The 14,585-nt window shown below is 60.0% G+C and carries 17 protein-coding genes; 9 read left to right on the forward strand and 8 right to left on the reverse strand.

The window, feature by feature from the left end:
- The first annotated feature begins 194 nt into the window (after positions 1 to 194).
- Together greA and C5L12_RS01555 are read left to right on the forward strand one after the other, a co-directional pair.
- The gene (greA, locus tag C5L12_RS01550; protein WP_105370242.1) at positions 195 to 671 is read left to right on the forward strand and encodes a transcription elongation factor GreA; all 477 of its coding nucleotides are present in this window, start codon (positions 195 to 197) and stop codon (positions 669 to 671) included.
- A gap of 30 nt (positions 672 to 701) precedes the next feature.
- Positions 702 to 1,760 (forward strand): glycosyltransferase family 4 protein, encoded by a 1,059-nt coding sequence (locus C5L12_RS01555; protein WP_105370362.1) that lies wholly within the window; start codon positions 702 to 704, stop codon positions 1,758 to 1,760.
- Here C5L12_RS01555 and C5L12_RS01560 read toward each other — a convergent pair.
- Genes C5L12_RS01560 through C5L12_RS01580 form a run of 5 tightly spaced genes read right to left on the reverse strand, consistent with a single transcriptional unit; the run spans position 1,744 to position 6,180 of the window.
- Positions 1,744 to 2,766, reverse strand: coding sequence for a glycosyltransferase (locus C5L12_RS01560; protein ID WP_105370243.1), 1,023 nt, complete (start codon positions 2,764 to 2,766; stop codon positions 1,744 to 1,746). The genes C5L12_RS01555 and C5L12_RS01560 overlap by 17 nt on opposite strands.
- Positions 2,763 to 3,794 (reverse strand): glycosyltransferase, encoded by a 1,032-nt coding sequence (locus C5L12_RS01565; protein ID WP_105370244.1) that lies wholly within the window; start codon positions 3,792 to 3,794, stop codon positions 2,763 to 2,765. Before C5L12_RS01565 ends, C5L12_RS01560 begins: the two co-directional genes overlap by 4 nt.
- 11 nt (positions 3,795 to 3,805) lie before the next feature.
- On the reverse strand, positions 3,806 to 4,615 hold the full coding sequence (locus C5L12_RS01570) for a glycosyltransferase family 2 protein (RefSeq protein WP_105370363.1): 810 nt from the start codon (positions 4,613 to 4,615) through the stop codon (positions 3,806 to 3,808).
- The gene (locus tag C5L12_RS01575) at positions 4,608 to 5,669 is read right to left on the reverse strand and encodes a glycosyltransferase family 2 protein (protein WP_105370245.1); all 1,062 of its coding nucleotides are present in this window, start codon (positions 5,667 to 5,669) and stop codon (positions 4,608 to 4,610) included. The genes C5L12_RS01570 and C5L12_RS01575 overlap by 8 nt, the downstream gene beginning before the upstream one ends.
- Positions 5,670 to 5,712: 43 nt before the next feature.
- On the reverse strand, positions 5,713 to 6,180 hold the full coding sequence (locus tag C5L12_RS01580; protein WP_105370246.1) for an Lrp/AsnC family transcriptional regulator: 468 nt from the start codon (positions 6,178 to 6,180) through the stop codon (positions 5,713 to 5,715).
- Positions 6,181 to 6,397: 217 nt separating this feature from the next.
- Here C5L12_RS01580 and trxB point away from each other — a divergent pair, with 217 nt between their 5' ends.
- Both trxB and C5L12_RS01590 read left to right on the forward strand, forming a co-directional pair.
- On the forward strand, positions 6,398 to 7,372 hold the full coding sequence (gene trxB, locus C5L12_RS01585) for a thioredoxin-disulfide reductase (protein WP_105370247.1): 975 nt from the start codon (positions 6,398 to 6,400) through the stop codon (positions 7,370 to 7,372).
- Between the two features lie 15 nt (positions 7,373 to 7,387).
- The gene (locus C5L12_RS01590; RefSeq protein ID WP_162711247.1) at positions 7,388 to 8,284 is read left to right on the forward strand and encodes a LysR family transcriptional regulator VtlR; all 897 of its coding nucleotides are present in this window, start codon (positions 7,388 to 7,390) and stop codon (positions 8,282 to 8,284) included.
- A gap of 112 nt (positions 8,285 to 8,396) precedes the next feature.
- Here the strand turns inward: C5L12_RS01590 and C5L12_RS28020 are convergent, their stop codons facing one another.
- Complete coding sequence (locus C5L12_RS28020) at positions 8,397 to 8,822, reverse strand: hypothetical protein (protein ID WP_112823769.1); 426 nt, start codon at positions 8,820 to 8,822, stop codon at positions 8,397 to 8,399.
- 57 nt (positions 8,823 to 8,879) lie between these two features.
- On the opposite strand from C5L12_RS28020, the gene C5L12_RS01595 reads away from it, so the two are divergent.
- Together C5L12_RS01595 and C5L12_RS01600 are read left to right on the forward strand one after the other, a co-directional pair.
- A complete protein-coding gene (locus C5L12_RS01595; RefSeq protein ID WP_105370249.1) occupies positions 8,880 to 9,176 on the forward strand; it encodes an ArsR/SmtB family transcription factor in 297 nt (98 codons plus the stop codon).
- Positions 9,177 to 9,216: 40 nt separating this feature from the next.
- Positions 9,217 to 10,338: an alkene reductase gene (locus tag C5L12_RS01600; protein ID WP_105370250.1), complete on the forward strand. Its 1,122-nt coding sequence runs from the start codon at positions 9,217 to 9,219 to the stop codon at positions 10,336 to 10,338.
- A 120-nt stretch (positions 10,339 to 10,458) separates the two neighbouring features.
- On the opposite strand, the gene C5L12_RS01605 is transcribed toward C5L12_RS01600, so the two are convergent.
- Positions 10,459 to 10,860 (reverse strand): VOC family protein, encoded by a 402-nt coding sequence (locus C5L12_RS01605; protein ID WP_105370251.1) that lies wholly within the window; start codon positions 10,858 to 10,860, stop codon positions 10,459 to 10,461.
- A gap of 269 nt (positions 10,861 to 11,129) precedes the next feature.
- Positions 11,130 to 11,393 carry a DUF2188 domain-containing protein gene (locus tag C5L12_RS01610; protein ID WP_105370252.1) on the reverse strand — a complete coding sequence of 88 codons (264 nt, stop codon included), beginning with the start codon at positions 11,391 to 11,393 and terminating at the stop codon, positions 11,130 to 11,132.
- A 217-nt stretch (positions 11,394 to 11,610) separates the two neighbouring features.
- Here C5L12_RS01610 and C5L12_RS01615 point away from each other — a divergent pair, with 217 nt between their 5' ends.
- The 3 genes from C5L12_RS01615 (at position 11,611) to C5L12_RS01625 (ending at position 14,547) form a co-directional block, all read left to right on the forward strand.
- On the forward strand, positions 11,611 to 12,714 hold the full coding sequence (locus C5L12_RS01615; protein ID WP_105370253.1) for a calcium:cation antiporter: 1,104 nt from the start codon (positions 11,611 to 11,613) through the stop codon (positions 12,712 to 12,714).
- A 160-nt stretch (positions 12,715 to 12,874) separates the two neighbouring features.
- Positions 12,875 to 13,990 carry a 5-methyltetrahydropteroyltriglutamate--homocysteine S-methyltransferase gene (locus C5L12_RS01620; protein ID WP_105370254.1) on the forward strand — a complete coding sequence of 372 codons (1,116 nt, stop codon included), beginning with the start codon at positions 12,875 to 12,877 and terminating at the stop codon, positions 13,988 to 13,990.
- A gap of 107 nt (positions 13,991 to 14,097) precedes the next feature.
- The gene (locus tag C5L12_RS01625; RefSeq protein WP_105370255.1) at positions 14,098 to 14,547 is read left to right on the forward strand and encodes a DUF3597 domain-containing protein; all 450 of its coding nucleotides are present in this window, start codon (positions 14,098 to 14,100) and stop codon (positions 14,545 to 14,547) included.
- Positions 14,548 to 14,585 lie beyond the last annotated feature (38 nt).

Genomic DNA, 14,585 nt, shown 5'->3' on the forward strand with positions numbered 1-14,585 from the left:
AAACCGATGAGCTTGGAATCTCATGAGCGGACTTGCGTTCGCCTCGACAGGGTTCGAAAATCCTAGCTTTGGTTGTCGAAGTTCTGTTATAGTGAGCAAAATTTTGATCTTACGATGGTTCCGAAGTTTTACTCCGGAACCTGTTTCTTTTTGTGTCCGCGGCATCCGCGGACATGAGTCTGAAGGACAGTGAAATGGTTGATAAGGTACCGATGACGCCGAATGGTTTTGCCAAGCTGCAGGAAGAACTGCGCTGGCGCCAGCAGGAGGAGCGTCCCCGTATCATCGAGGCGATTGCGGAAGCCCGCGCCCACGGCGACCTCTCGGAAAATGCCGAATATCACGCCGCCAAGGAGGCCCAAAGCCACAACGAAGGCCGGATCACCGAGCTTGAGGACCTGACGGCGCGCGCCGAGATCATAGACCTCACCAAGATGTCCGGCTCGAAGATCAAGTTCGGCGCCACCGTCAAGCTCGTCGACGAAGATACCGACGAGGAAAAGACCTACCAGATCGTCGGCGACCAGGAAGCCGATGTGAAGGCTGGGCGCATCTCCATCTCTTCCCCCATTGCCCGCGCGATGATCGGCAAGGAAGCCGGCGAGTCGATCGAAGTTGTCGCGCCCGGCGGTTCCAAGGCCTACGAGATTCTGTCCGTCTCCTGGGGCTGATTGTCCGTGGGGAAAAATGGCGATCCCGCCATCGTGGATATTCGTGACGTCGAAGTCGTTGCGCCGAATTTCAAGCGGCGGCTCTCCGGCGTCACCTCGACGATCATCCAGCTCGTGCCCGTACAGAGATCGCTCGGTCAGAAGGTTGCAACGCTCGGTCCGGGATTGCCTGCCGATCTGCCGCATATCCGCTACCGCGATCTCTGGGCGTTCTGGATTCCCCCGCGCGGCAAGCGATGCCGCGTCTGGCATGCGCGCCGCAATATCGAAATGCTGCCGGCCATCCTGATGCGGGATGTGCTGCGCATGCCGCTGAAGATCGTCTTCACATCCGCCTCGCAGCGACGCCATACCGGCTGGACCAAATGGCTGATCTCGAAGATGGACGCCGTGATCGCGACCAGCAGCAAGACGGCCGACTATCTTGCCGTACCGAATACGGTGATCCTGCATGGCATCGATACCGATCGTTTCTCGCCGCCCGCCGACAAGGCGGAGGCGAAACGCGCCCGAGGACTGGACCCAACCAGAAAATTCGTCGGCTGCTTCGGACGTGTGCGGCACCAGAAGGGCACGGATGTTTTCGTCGATTCGATGATCCGCCTATTGCCGGAGCGGCCCGATTGGGCGGCAGTGGTGGCGGGACGCGCCACCGGCCCTCATGTGGAGTTCGAAAGCGGCCTCAAGGCGAAAGTGACAGCCGCGGGTCTTGCCGACCGCATCCTCTTCGTTGGCGAACATACCAACATCAACGAATGGTATCGGGCGCTCGACCTCTTCATCGCGCCGCAGCGCTGGGAAGGGTTCGGGCTCACGCCCCTCGAAGCCATGGCGACCGCCCTGCCCGTCATCGCCACCGATGTCGGCGCCTTTCCGGAGCTTCTGGTGACGGGAGACCGGGAGACCGGCGTGATCGTTGAAAGCGGCAGTGTCGATGCGATGACCGAAGCCGCAGTCTCCTTCATGGATGACGAAAGCCGCAGACATGCAGCCTCCGCCTGCTCGCGGGCTCATGCATTGGAAAATTTCAGCATCGAGGGCGAGGCAAAACGCCTCGGCAACATCTACCGGATCACGGCTTCTGCTTGAAAAGCTCGATATAGGTATCGGTAATCGCTTCTTCGGAAAACCGTTCAACCAGCGTCCTGGAGGCGCCCTCAACCAGGCTGGCCGCAAGCTTCTCGTCGCTGAGAACCTGGGAAATGGCACCAGCCAGGCCATCTGCGTCGCCGATGTCGACCAGCAGACCGCTTTCGCCGTCGCGGATGCACCAGCTCGGTCCTTCCGCCCGTGTGGCGACGATCGGCCGCTTCTGGGCCCAAACCTCGAATATGACATTGCCGAGCGGTTCATGGCTGGACGGCATGGCAAAGACATCCGCCGCAGCGACATAGGGCCGCGTATCGGTCTGCCAGCCGAGGAAACGCACCCGCTCGGTCATTCCCCGCTCACGCACGAGCACCTGGAGCGCCTCACCTTCCTCGCCCTCGCCCGCTAGCCATAACCAGACATCCGGCAAGGTCGCCAGCGCCTCGATCAGCGTATGAAAACCCTTCCGCTTCACAAAACGCCCCATGGCCATGACAAGCGGAACGCCTTCCGGCGTATTCACCACGGACCGCGCGATGGGGGCAACGGCTTGTGTATTGGTGAAATTGGCGATCACCTCGATCCGGCGCGTCCAGCCAAGGGCCCGCACGTGGTCGGCCATTGCCGGCGTCAGGCAGACGATCACATCCGTATTGCGGAAATAGCTGAGCCTCTTCGGATAATCCCCAAGACGCGAAATCTTGATGCAGCCGGGATAGGCCGGCAGGAGTTCGCTGCCGCGGGTGCCCCAAGCCATCAGCGCATCGGGTTTCTCACGCTCGGCAAGCCGCTTTGCCTTCAAGGGCAGCAGATAGCGGTCGAGGGAGATGTTGCGGAAATTGCTCTCCGTGATCGTGACGACGTTTTCGATATCCTTGCGCCAGCTGCGCCCGGGCCGGATGATCGCCCGCTGCTCCACGCCCCGGCGGGCCAGCGCGTTGGCGAGGTGCGTGAAGAAACGCTCGAGGCCGCCTTCCTTGCCGAAATGGTAGTGGTGGATCCTCATGGCTTGCTGGTGCCCGTTTCAAACAAGCGCAGATAAGCGTCGGTGACCGCCTCTTCGGAAAACCGCTCCCGCATGGTCTGCCGCCCGCCTTCCACCAGACGCTGCCTGAGCGCAGGATCGTCCCTGATGCGCCGGATCGCCGCTGCCAGCGCTTCGAAATTCTCGCAATCCACCAAAAGGCCGTCCTTTTCGTCGCTCATCATCCAGGAAGGACCTTCCGACCGCGTGGAGACGATCGGTTTCTCAGCACACCAGCCCTCCAGGCACACATTGCCCAGCGGCTCGTGCGTCGACGGCACGGCAAGCACATCGGCGGCGGCCAGGAAGGAATAGACATTCGTCTGCCAGCCCGCGAAGCGGACGCGATCCCTGATGCCGAGCTCATCCACCTGACGTTCCAGGTTCTCCCGCTCTACGCCTTCGCCAAGGAGCCAGAGATAGGCGTTTTCCACCTTCGCCATGGCCTGAACGAGCGTGTGAAACCCTTTTCGGCGAACAAACCGTCCCATGCCGACCACCACAAAGGCGTCGTCTGGCGTCTGGAGCGCCTCACGGGAGACCACCGGGCCAGGAAGCGAATAGGTGAAGTTGGTGATTACCTCCAACCCGCGTTGCCAGCCGAGTTCGCCGACCTTACGGGCAATGTCCGGCGTGTTGCAGACAAGGATCTCGGCGTTGCGGTAGTAGTTCAGATGGTGCGGGTAGTCGCCGAGGCGGGATATCCGCCTGGCTTTCTTGTAGTTCGGCAAGGCACGGCTCGCACGCATCTGCCATGCCAGGATGACATCCGGCTGGAAATCCCTGAGGATCAGCCTAAGCCGGGCAGCAAAGAGGAAACGGGACGGCGAATACCGCCGGAAGATGCCCTCGTAGACCTGTCCGTACCGGCCGATTTCTTCTTTCCAGGTCCGGTCGGGTCGGATCAGCATCCGCTGTTCGACGCCACGGCCGTGAAGCGAATGGGCGAGATTGACCAGGAACCGTTCCGCACCGCCTTCTTTCCCGAAATGGATGTGCAGGACCTTCATAGATTTCTCCATCAACGCGTCGGCGCGTCGTCCCTGTTCGGCCGCTCTTTGAGCGCCTGACGCTGGTATAGTTTGGCTTCGGTGAGAAACGCGTAGACGGCGACCGTCGTCGCCTCGATGAACCCGGGCGCCCCGCAGCGCCAGAGCCCGTTTCTCAGATACAGCCGGTAGAAGTAAAGCAACGGCGAGACGAGCAGCTTGACCGGCTTTGGTTTCTTGCCCGCTGCAAATTTCTGGTCCGCCTTGAGCGTCGAATATTTGTTTTCCTTGAGAATTTGTTCGTCGATGACGATCGGCCGGTAGTGCAGCAGGCTGCCCGCGTTCGTTTTCTCCACCCGCCCCTCGGGAACGATACCCTCGTGTACCGCCTGCGTCAGGTCGAACGCTCCCTTGCCCTTTCGGATCAACCTCAGGATCTTGCGTTCTCTCACCCGCTCCGGCGTATAACCGTAGCCGATCAGATAGGGGCGCCGCGCCATCCTCCAGCCGACCACATCCTCATCCGCCGCGATCATCTCCGGAAGAAGTTTCCGCAATGGCTGATCGAGGCGCTCGTCGGCATCGATGCTGAAGCACCAGTTTTCCCGGCAAAGCTCCAGGGCAAACTGCTTCTGGGCCGCGTAACCGCGCCATCGCTCGTGAAAGAGCCTGATCGGCCACCCGTTGTCGATATAGGACTGGACGAGACGGATCGTGCCGTCGGACGACCCTGAATCGACGATGACGATGTCGGAAAAGTCGGCAAGGCTCTCGATGCAGTTGCCGAGATAGCGTTCCTCGTCCTGGCAGATGATGAAAGCCGATATGGGAAGCTTAGCCATGGCGGGGGCCATCGGACGGTTCGAAGGGAGACGCCGCAAACCCCTGCTCGACAAATTGGCCGGGGTCGCGGAAGTGCGCGCTTCCCGAATAGCCGAACTCGATTTCGCGATCGGCAGAAATCTTCTGCATGATCTTCACGTATTCCTGGGCGCCACCGAAGTGCTGCCCGCTCGAGATCGCCTCCTGCACGCGCTCCTGATAGTCGGAGAAAAACTTAAAATGCAGCAGGACACCGAAGATAGGGGAAAAATTGCGCTGGTAGGGCAAAGGCTGATGGATGTTCTCCCCGAGCGAACATTCCTTGTCCCAGAACATCAGCGGATATTTCATCAGGTCCACATTGGAACCGAACAGGCGTTTTCGCGCCCCGCCGCGGATGCGCTGGAAACGGGCGTTCCTGACGACCGTATATCCGTCGCGGTCGTAGCAGTCCGCGACCTGCCATGGCATCTGTCCCTCCTCGCCGGTAAATTCGGCGGCCGAAATGTCGCTTGAGGGATACATGTCGATCATCGGCGCCGCGAGCCGCCGGATGGCGCGCTCTTCCAGGCGCGCAATCAGCCTGGGCAGCGGCATCTCGAAACAGCGGTCGTAGATCAGGAATTCGTCCGAATCGACGTTCAGGTACCAGCGGTCGAAGCCGTAGATTGAAAACAGTTCCTCCCGCCAGCTTTTCCCGCGCCTGGCATCCTTGTAGCGAAGCGGAGAAGCCCAGAGATCGGTATCGGCCTGCGCGGCCAGATATTCGGCGGTCCCGTCGGTGGATTGGTCGTCCACACATATGAAGCGCGTGACGCCGAGCCGGCGGTAATGGGCGAAGAATGACGGCAGCAGGCGGCGATCGTTGCGGCACAAGAAAACCAGCGGCATGTCGTCCGTGGCCAGCGCTCTCAACTGCTGCGGCGACGCCAGACCCAGAGAACTGGCCTTGCTCAGGGCAACGATGCGCTTTCGCGACCTCCTCGTCCCGTTCCACGTCAACAGCCGCTCGAGCGGGGAACGCCGCCAAAGCGGGCCTTTCATGCCCGGCGCTGGATAGACCGTCTCAGGCATTCGACTCTCTTTCATAGATCCGGACAGCCAGGGCCAGCACCCGCTAGATCTCCACCAGGCCGAGCTGCTTCACCTGCCGGATCGTCAGCATGGTCCGAACGGTGTCCACATGCTCGTCGGCAGTCAGGACTTCGATGACGAAATCCTGGAAAACGGTCAGATTCTGTGCCGCGCAACGCAGCAGGAAATCGCTGTCCCCGTTGACCATCCAAGCCTCGCGCACCAGCGGCCATTGCTGCACCTTGGAAGCAAAGCCCTTCAAATCCGCGTCCGACTGGCGCTTGAGGCCGACCATGCAGAAGGCGACCAGATCGAAGCCGAGTTTCGGGCCGTTGAGGAGCGCGTGATAACCTTCGATGATTCCCGCTTCCTCGAGCTTGCGGACACGTCGCAGACAGGGCGGCGCGGAAATGCCGACGCGTTCGGCGAGATCGACATTCGTCATTCTCCCGTCACGCTGGAGCTCCCTGAGGATCTTGATGTCGATGGCGTCCAGATCGGCGCGGAACACGGCTTTCCCCTTTTCTCGGCAAGGCTTTTAGCGAAAACGGGATTTAACGCAAGGAGCATGCCGCGATGCGAACTGATCTGTTATTAACGCAAGGCTGCCCTTGCATTGCTGCATGGATCGACCTTACATGGCATTTTGAAAGCGGCAGACCGGAAATCGACCCCCTATATGAGGGGCAATAAAATACGAGTCGATCGGTCTTTGAAAGGAAGCACATATGTCCGCCCGTCACACCGAGGTCCTGATCATCGGTTCCGGCCCGGCCGGCTACACCGCCGCAATCTACGCCGCCCGCGCCATGCTGAAGCCGGTGCTGATCGCCGGCATGGAACAGGGTGGCCAGTTGATGATCACCACCGATGTGGAAAATTATCCCGGTTTCGGTGATCCGATCCAAGGGCCCTGGCTCATGGAGCAGATGCTGAAACAGGCGACCCATGTGGGCGCCGAAATCGTCAACGATTTGGTGACCGAGGTCGATCTCGACCGTCGCCCCTTCACCGTGCGCACCGATTCCGGTGCCGTCTGGACGGCGGAGACGATCATCATTTCCACTGGTGCCAAAGCCAAATGGCTGGGCATCGAAAGCGAGCAGCATTTCCAGGGCTTCGGCGTGTCCGCCTGCGCCACCTGCGACGGCTTCTTCTATCGCAACAGGGACGTGATCGTGGTCGGCGGCGGCAATTCCGCCGTGGAAGAGGCACTGTATCTCTCTAACATCGCCAAGTCCGTCACCGTGGTTCATCGCCGCGACTCGTTCCGCTCGGAGAAGATCCTGCAGGAACGCCTCTTCCAGCGCCCGAATGTCAGCGTGCTCTGGAACACGGAAATCGCCGAGATCACCGGCAAGCCCGCCAAGCCTCCGATGCCGCCGTCTGTCGAAGGAGTGAAGCTGCGCAATACCCTGACCGGCGCCATCACAGACTTTCCGATCCACGGTGTCTTCGTGGCGATCGGCCATGCGCCCGCGACCGAACTTTTCAAGGGCAAGCTGAAGATGAAGCCGAACGGCTACCTTTGGACCGCACCGGACTCGACGGCGACCGACGTGCCGGGGGTCTTCGCCGCCGGCGACGTGACCGACGACACCTTCCGCCAGGCGATCACCGCCGCGGGCATGGGCTGCATGGCCGCACTCGAGGCCGAACGTTACCTTGCCGGCATTCTGCCGGTGGCCGTGGCCGCGGAGTGACATTGAAACATGGGTGTGCCGCTCGACTGGGACAAGTTGCGAATTTTTCATGCGGCGGCGGAGGCAGGCTCCTTCACCCATGCGGCGGACAAACTCCACCTTTCCCAGTCGGCCATCAGCCGCCAGGTCAGCGCGCTTGAGCAGGATGTCGGTGTCAAGCTGTTTCACCGGCATGCGCGCGGCCTGATCCTCACCGAACAGGGCGAACTCCTCTACCGCACCGCCCATGACGTTCTCCTGAAGCTCGAAACGGTGAAGATGCAGCTGACCGAGACGACGGAAAAACCGTCCGGCAAGCTGCGCGTCACGACGACGGTCGGCCTTGGCCAGGGCTGGCTCACCGACAAGGTGCAGGAGTTTCTGCAGCTTTATCCCGAAATGTCGATCCAGCTCATCCTCGACAACGAGGAAGTGGACGTGAACATGCGCCACGCGGACTGCGCCATTCGCCTGCGCCAGCCGCAACAGTCCGACCTGATCCAGCGCAAGCTGTTCACAGTCCATATGCACGTCTACGCGGCCCCCTCCTATATCAACCGCTATGGCGAACCGCAGTCGGTTGAGGACCTCGACACGCATCGGATCATCACGTTTGGCGAACCGGCGCCGAGCTACCTGCTCGACGTGAACTGGCTGGAATATGCCGGTCGCTCGTCCGACAACAGCCGCACGCCGCATCTTCAGATCAACAGCCAGACTTCGATCAAGCGCGCCTGTCTGCTCGGCATCGGTATAGCTTGCCTTCCCGACTACATCGTCGGGCGCGATCCCGGCCTCATTCAACTCGCGATCAACGCCGACATCCCCTCTTTCGACACCTACTTCTGCTATCCCGACGAAATGAAGAACGCTGCGAAGCTCAAAGTCTTCCGCGATTTCATCGTAGGCAAGGCGCGAAACTGGAATTTCTGATTTCGTCGCACTTCCGTGCGAGGCGGTAAAGCGGCTTATCCCCCAGGGATTTCAGGTATATACGGCAGCCAGATATGTGGAGGTTGCTCCATGTCGCCGTAAGTGATGCGCATCACGCATGGCTGACCTGCACAAAAGAGCATTGTTCACTGCACAAAAAACCACCATATCGCACACAGCTGATGCACATGGTGGCTTTTCCTCCCAGTTCCACCGCAGCAGCTGTTCCCCTCTGGAGGTTTTTGACCTTCACACTTATAGGGCCCTGGAGCGATCCGGTGGCCCTCTTTTTTTGCCCGGCAGCGCCGTGAGCTCGGCAAGACGCCACCGACAAAAACTTCTCTCCAAAACCGAAGATTGCATCTTGTCGAGCCGATATCACCTCCCCATATAGCTGACAGCTGACGCCATCGGCGACCTCCCCGTCGTCCGCGCCAGCTGTTCCCCTCTGGAGGTTTTGACCTTCACAACTGACGGGCCCTGGAGAAATCCGGCGGCCCATTTTTTTTAAAAAATCCCACTCCTTTGAAACGCTCATCCTTTATATCGTCGTCTGACGATCTATATATCGTTCATGACCGATACGAGATCGACAATGGACAAGACGGAAATCCTCAAAGCCCTCGCGCATCCGACCCGGATCGAATTTCTGGAATGGATGAAGGAGCCGGAGCTTAATTTCTGCGACCAGGTGCACCCGCTGAGTATGGGGATCTGCGCCAACCAGTTCGAAAAACGCTGCGGCCTCTCCCAGTCCACGGTCTCGGCCCATCTTTCGACGCTCGAAAGGGCCGGATTGCTCAAGATCAATCGCGTCGGCCAATGGGCGTTCTATCACCGCAATGAGGATACCATTGCAGCCTTCCTCAACGAGCTCCGGTCGACGCTCTGACCCGGCTCACTTCTCCCAACTGCAGACAAAGGAATTTCTAATGGCCAAGCTTTTTGATCCGACCGCCTTCGGCGATATTCAACTTGCCAACCGCATCGTGATGGCGCCCCTGACCCGCAACCGTTCACCCAAGGCGGTTCCGAACGACCTCAATGTTACCTATTACGAACAACGCGCCGCAGCGGGTCTGATCATCACCGAGGGCACCCCGGTAAGTCAGCAGGGTCAGGGTTACGCGGATGTGCCCGGCCTTTACCTGTCGCAGGCGATCGATGGATGGAAGAAGGTCACCGATGCAGTGCATCGCAAGGGCGGCAAGATCGTTACCCAGATCTGGCATGTGGGCCGCGTCTCGCACACCTCGCTTCAGCCGAACGGCGGCGCTCCGGTCGCACCGTCCGCCATCCCTGCGGGAAGCAAGACCTATATCATCAATCCGGACGGCAGCGGCGCATTCGTCGACACGTCCGATCCCCGGGCGCTAGAACTGTCCGAAATCCCCGGCATCGTTGAAGACTTCCGCAAGGGGGCACGCGCCGCGATCGACGCCGGCTTCGACGGCGTCGAAATCCACGGTGCCAACGGCTACCTGATCGACCAATTCCTGAAGTCCGGCGCCAATCAACGCACCGACGAATACGGCGGGTCGATCGAAAACCGTGCCCGCTTCCTCCTTGAGGTGGTCGACGCGGTTGCCAAGGAAATCGGCGCCGGTCGCGTTGGCATCCGCCTGTCGCCTGTCACCCCCGCCAACGGCATTGTCGAAACGGACCCGCAGCCGCTCTTCAACTATGTGGCCAGGCAGCTGGGCTCCCGCGGCCTTTCCTTCATTCATGTGATCGAAGGTGCGACCGGCGGAGACCGGAATTTCTTCCAGGGTGACAAGCCCTTCGACTATCAGGAGATGAAGGCCGCCTATCGCAACGCCGGCGGCACCGGCGGCTGGCTGGTCAACAATGGCTATGATCGCGAAAGCGCCAAGACGGTTGTCGAGAGCGGTTATGCCGATGCGGTGGCCTTCGGCAAGCTCTTCATCGCCAATCCCGATCTCGTGCAGCGCTTCAAGGACAATGCGCCGCTCAACGAAGCCGACAAGTCCACCTTCTACGGCGGCGGCGCCAAGGGCTACACGGACTACCCGGCACTCGAAGCAGTCGCCTGACGTGGGGAGAAGGGGCTGATAAGCATCACACCCCCTGACTGCCGTTAAACACCTCCCCGCCCCTAAATCGGTCGCAGAGTTTCATAGCTCTACGGCCGATTTTCTTTGCTGCTTGCGAATTTAAGAGTGGGAAGACTTGCCTTGAGATCCAGGCTCCTGCGGCTCCCCGATCTCGACCGCGTGCCCGTCCGGATCGTAAAAACGGAAGACGCGCTGTCCCCATGCCTGCCGCACTATGGGATGTATCAGCTCCACGTGCGGGGCGACGTTTTCGAAGGCCGCTTCAATATCCTCGTGCTCGAAATACAGCAGCAAATTCCCGCGGCCATAGGGTTCCTTGGTGACGGATGCTTGTCCCCAGATCGTCTGCTCGAGCGAACGCCCCTCGTGGATGGCAAAGCCTGTCTCGAACAGGACAAAGTTTCCGAAATCCTCCAGGATCTCCAGGCCCAGTATTTTCCGGTAGAATTCCCTGGAGCGATCGATGTCGCGGACGAAAGGGATGGGATTGACGAAACGCATCGAATTCCTGCCATGACATTCAAGACCGTGTTCGCGGAAACCGCGAGCGGCGCCGGATCTGATCCCACATCTCAAAGGGACATGAGACATCTGGCAGGTCGGCGTCGCGGCGCGAAATCCGGAGCTTGTGCGCCTTCTTCCTCAGGTCTTCGAATTGAGGCGTGATACCTGGGTGGCGATGCACGAGAACCTGAAAGTCCTCCCCGCGCTGGCGCGTCGCATTCCACGCGCTCGACCGCGGCTTGTTGGAATACGTCCGCGGCTGAGATCTACCGGGCGTCGGCGCCTTCGTCGCCATCCACCACTTCCGCCTCGGGGCGGTCGCCCCCATCGCTATATTCGGTATGCCAGACGCCTTTTTCGTCCTGCCAGCTGATTTCTTCCGGCTCGCCTCCTATCTGCTGCTCGGCCGCGACGATGCGCGCCGCCTGCAGGGCATCGGAATGAGTAGGAAAAGTTTCCGAATAGACGTCACCCAGACGGTAGGCCCAGCCACCATCGTGCTGCACGACTTTGTAGACAACCTTGGTCATACTCCCTCCGTGTTCCTTGTGGCCGCATTGTTCCTTCCGGAACCAGGTCCGGCCGCGGCATCGGGGTGGGAAAGCGAAAAGGGTGCCGCGAAGTTCCAGGCCACGACGAAATTATGTCATCAAAACGCGCCTGCCGCAAACCGTGAATGGAGAACGGCGCCCTTGATGCGGCTCCCGGCGGCATTAAGTTCGCCAAAACCAACAGCAGGAGCCTCCAGTGGCATTGCCCTCTCTCGTGAAGCAGGAAAAATTTCTTGTCATTGCTCTCGCGGCAGTCGGGATAAGCTTTTTGACCGAACACGCCATCCTGGAGGCTGGCAAGACGGCGTCCGTGATTGCAGCGGCCGCACTGATCTGCGTCATCATACTCGCCTCCACACGTGTCGCTCATCACGCGGAAATCCTTGCTCACAAGGTCGGCGATCCATACGGCACGATGATCCTGACCCTTTCGGCAGTCGCCGTGGAGGTTCTGATCCTCGCCATCATGATGAGGACCACCACATCTCCCACGCTGGTCAGGGACACGATCTATTCGGCCGTCATGCTCGACATCAACGGCATCTTGGGACTCGCTGCTTTGCTTGGAGGGCTGCGGCACGGGGAACAGCCCTACAACGACGATTCCAGCCGCACCTACAGCGTCATGATCCTGACGGCCATGGGCATATCCATGATGGTGCCGGAATTCATTCCCGCGGCCAAATGGCATTATTATTCAGCCTTCACCATCGGCGCGATGATCGCCCTCTACACCCTTTTCCTGCGCATGCAGGTCGGCACGCACAGCTATTTCTTCAGTTACAGCTATCCCCGATCCGGCCAGCCATCTGGCAAACCGACGCCCCACGAAGAAGCCGAAAAGGAATCCTCGGCGCTCTCGATCGCCGTCATCCTCGCGGGCGTCCTGATCATCGGTTTCCTCGCCGAGTTCATGTCGGCCTTCCTCAATACCGGTCTAGAAGGCAGTGGCGCGCCGCCGGCGCTGATGGCGGTCACCGTGGCGGTCATCTCGGCCGCCCCCGAAATCCTGACTGCCTTGCGGGCGGCACTGAAAAACCGCATGCAATCGGTCGTCAACATCGCCATGGGCGCTTCGCTGTCCACCGTGATCCTGACCGTGCCGGTCATGGAGGGTATTGCATTGTATACAGGACAGCCCTTCATCATGGCGATGACGCCGGTTCAGACCGTGATGGTGGTGATCACGCTGGTCGTGGCAGCCATCAACTTGAACGACGGCCAGACCAATGCCATCGAAGGCATGACCCACTTCGTTCTGTTCGCCACGTTCATCATGCTGACCCTTCTGGGCCTGTAGAAAAGCCATTTCCGCCAAATACTTGCCACCCAGTCCGGAATCACATTGAAAACCTCTTCAACCCGTTTCTCCATTTGCCTCGGAGGGCGGGCGGCGAGTATAAAGTCAGGCATTCGGAAGGATTCTTCGAGCCTTCGTTCTATTCCAGTGGAGGAACCTCATGTCGACACCACCCTACAGAGCCGATCACGTCGGGTCGCTGTTGCGCCCCGCTTCTGTCAAGGAAGCCCGCAAGAAGTTCTACGAGGAAAAAAGCATTCCGGCATCCGAACTCCAGGCGGTCGAGGACGAGGCGATCAAGGACCTGGTCAAGCTGCAGGAGAACGTCGGCCTCAAGGTCGTGACCGACGGCGAAGCGCGCCGCCACTTCTGGCACTACGATTTTCTGGGTGAGCTGGATGGCATGGAATTCGTCACCCGCGAAGCCCACAAGGGCGTCACCTTCCACGGAGTCAAACTTCCCCCAACCTTCCCGACCATCACCGGTCGGCTCGACTTCCCGGACGATCATCCGCATCTCGAACACTTCAAATACCTGGCTTCGGTCACCAATGTGACGCCGAAGATCTCCATTCCCGGCCCAAGTGTCGCGCATTACCGTACGGCGAAGGCCGATATCTATCCGGCCGAATATCAGGACGTCGAGGCGCTGTTTGCCGATCTCGCGAGGACCTACGCCAAGGCGGTGCAGAAATTCTACGAGGCCGGCTGCCGTTACCTGCAGATGGACGACATCTATTTCGCCTATCTCGGCGACGAAAAGCAGCGCGCCATGAAACGCGAGGAAGGTTTTGATCCGGATTGGCTGATCAGGAAATACGCCTGGATGATGCACGAGGCCATCAAGGACCGCCCGAAGGACATGCTAATCGGCATGCATATGTGCCGCGGCAACTTCCGCTCCACCTGGGCTGCCGAAGGCGGCTATGATGCGGCAGCCAATGCGATCTTCAACCACACCGGCGTCGACATGTTCTTCATGGAATACGATACCGAACGCGCCGGCGGGCTCCAACCGTTGAGCCTCCTTCAAAAGGGCAAGCAGCGCGTTTATCCGGGCTTCATCACCACCAAGACCGGTGAACTGGAAAGCCTGGATTCGCTGCGCCGCCACTTCGACGAAGCCGCGAAATATGCCGATATCGACCAGCTCGGCATCGCGCCGCAATGCGGCTTCGCTTCCACGGAAGAAGGCAACTCGATCACCGAAGACGACCAGAAGCGCAAGCTGGAACTGGTGGTCAGGACAGCAGAGGCGATCTGGGGTACGGCCTGATCCAATCCGGCGGCCGCAGGAAATTTGCTTTGCCTGCGGCCGCGCTCTTGAGAATTGCCGATCGCGCCCGATGTCCTTCCGGCAAACGCATTTGCAGGGAGACGAAAATGGGTATCTTCGACAAAATCAAGAACGCGATTTTCGGTAGCGGACAGGCTCAGGCCGCCACCCCGAAACCTGCCGTGGCCACCCAGGCCTCGGCGGCACCAACGGCAACCTCCGCCCCCTCAGCGGCAACGCCTTCGGCCAACCCCTCGCCCACAACCACCCCGGCACCAAACGCTGCCCCATCCGCCGGTCCCGTGGACATCACGCCGATCCTGGACGCCGCCGTCAAGAAGAGCGGCCAGAAGCTCGACTGGCGCAAATCCATCGTCGACTTGATGAAGGCGCTCGATCTGGATTCGAGCCTTTCTGCCCGCAAGGAACTGGCTGACGAGCTCGGCTATACCGGTGAAAAAGACGGCTCGGCCGAAATGAACATGTGGCTGCACAAGGCACTGATGAAGAGGCTGAGCGAAAACGGCGGCAAGGTTCCCGCTGAACTGATGGACTGAGTGTTCGACAGGCGACGCGGCAGGCGAAAGCCGCCAGC

Source organism: Neorhizobium huautlense (assembly GCF_002968575.1).
GTDB lineage: Bacteria > Pseudomonadota > Alphaproteobacteria > Rhizobiales > Rhizobiaceae > Neorhizobium > Neorhizobium huautlense.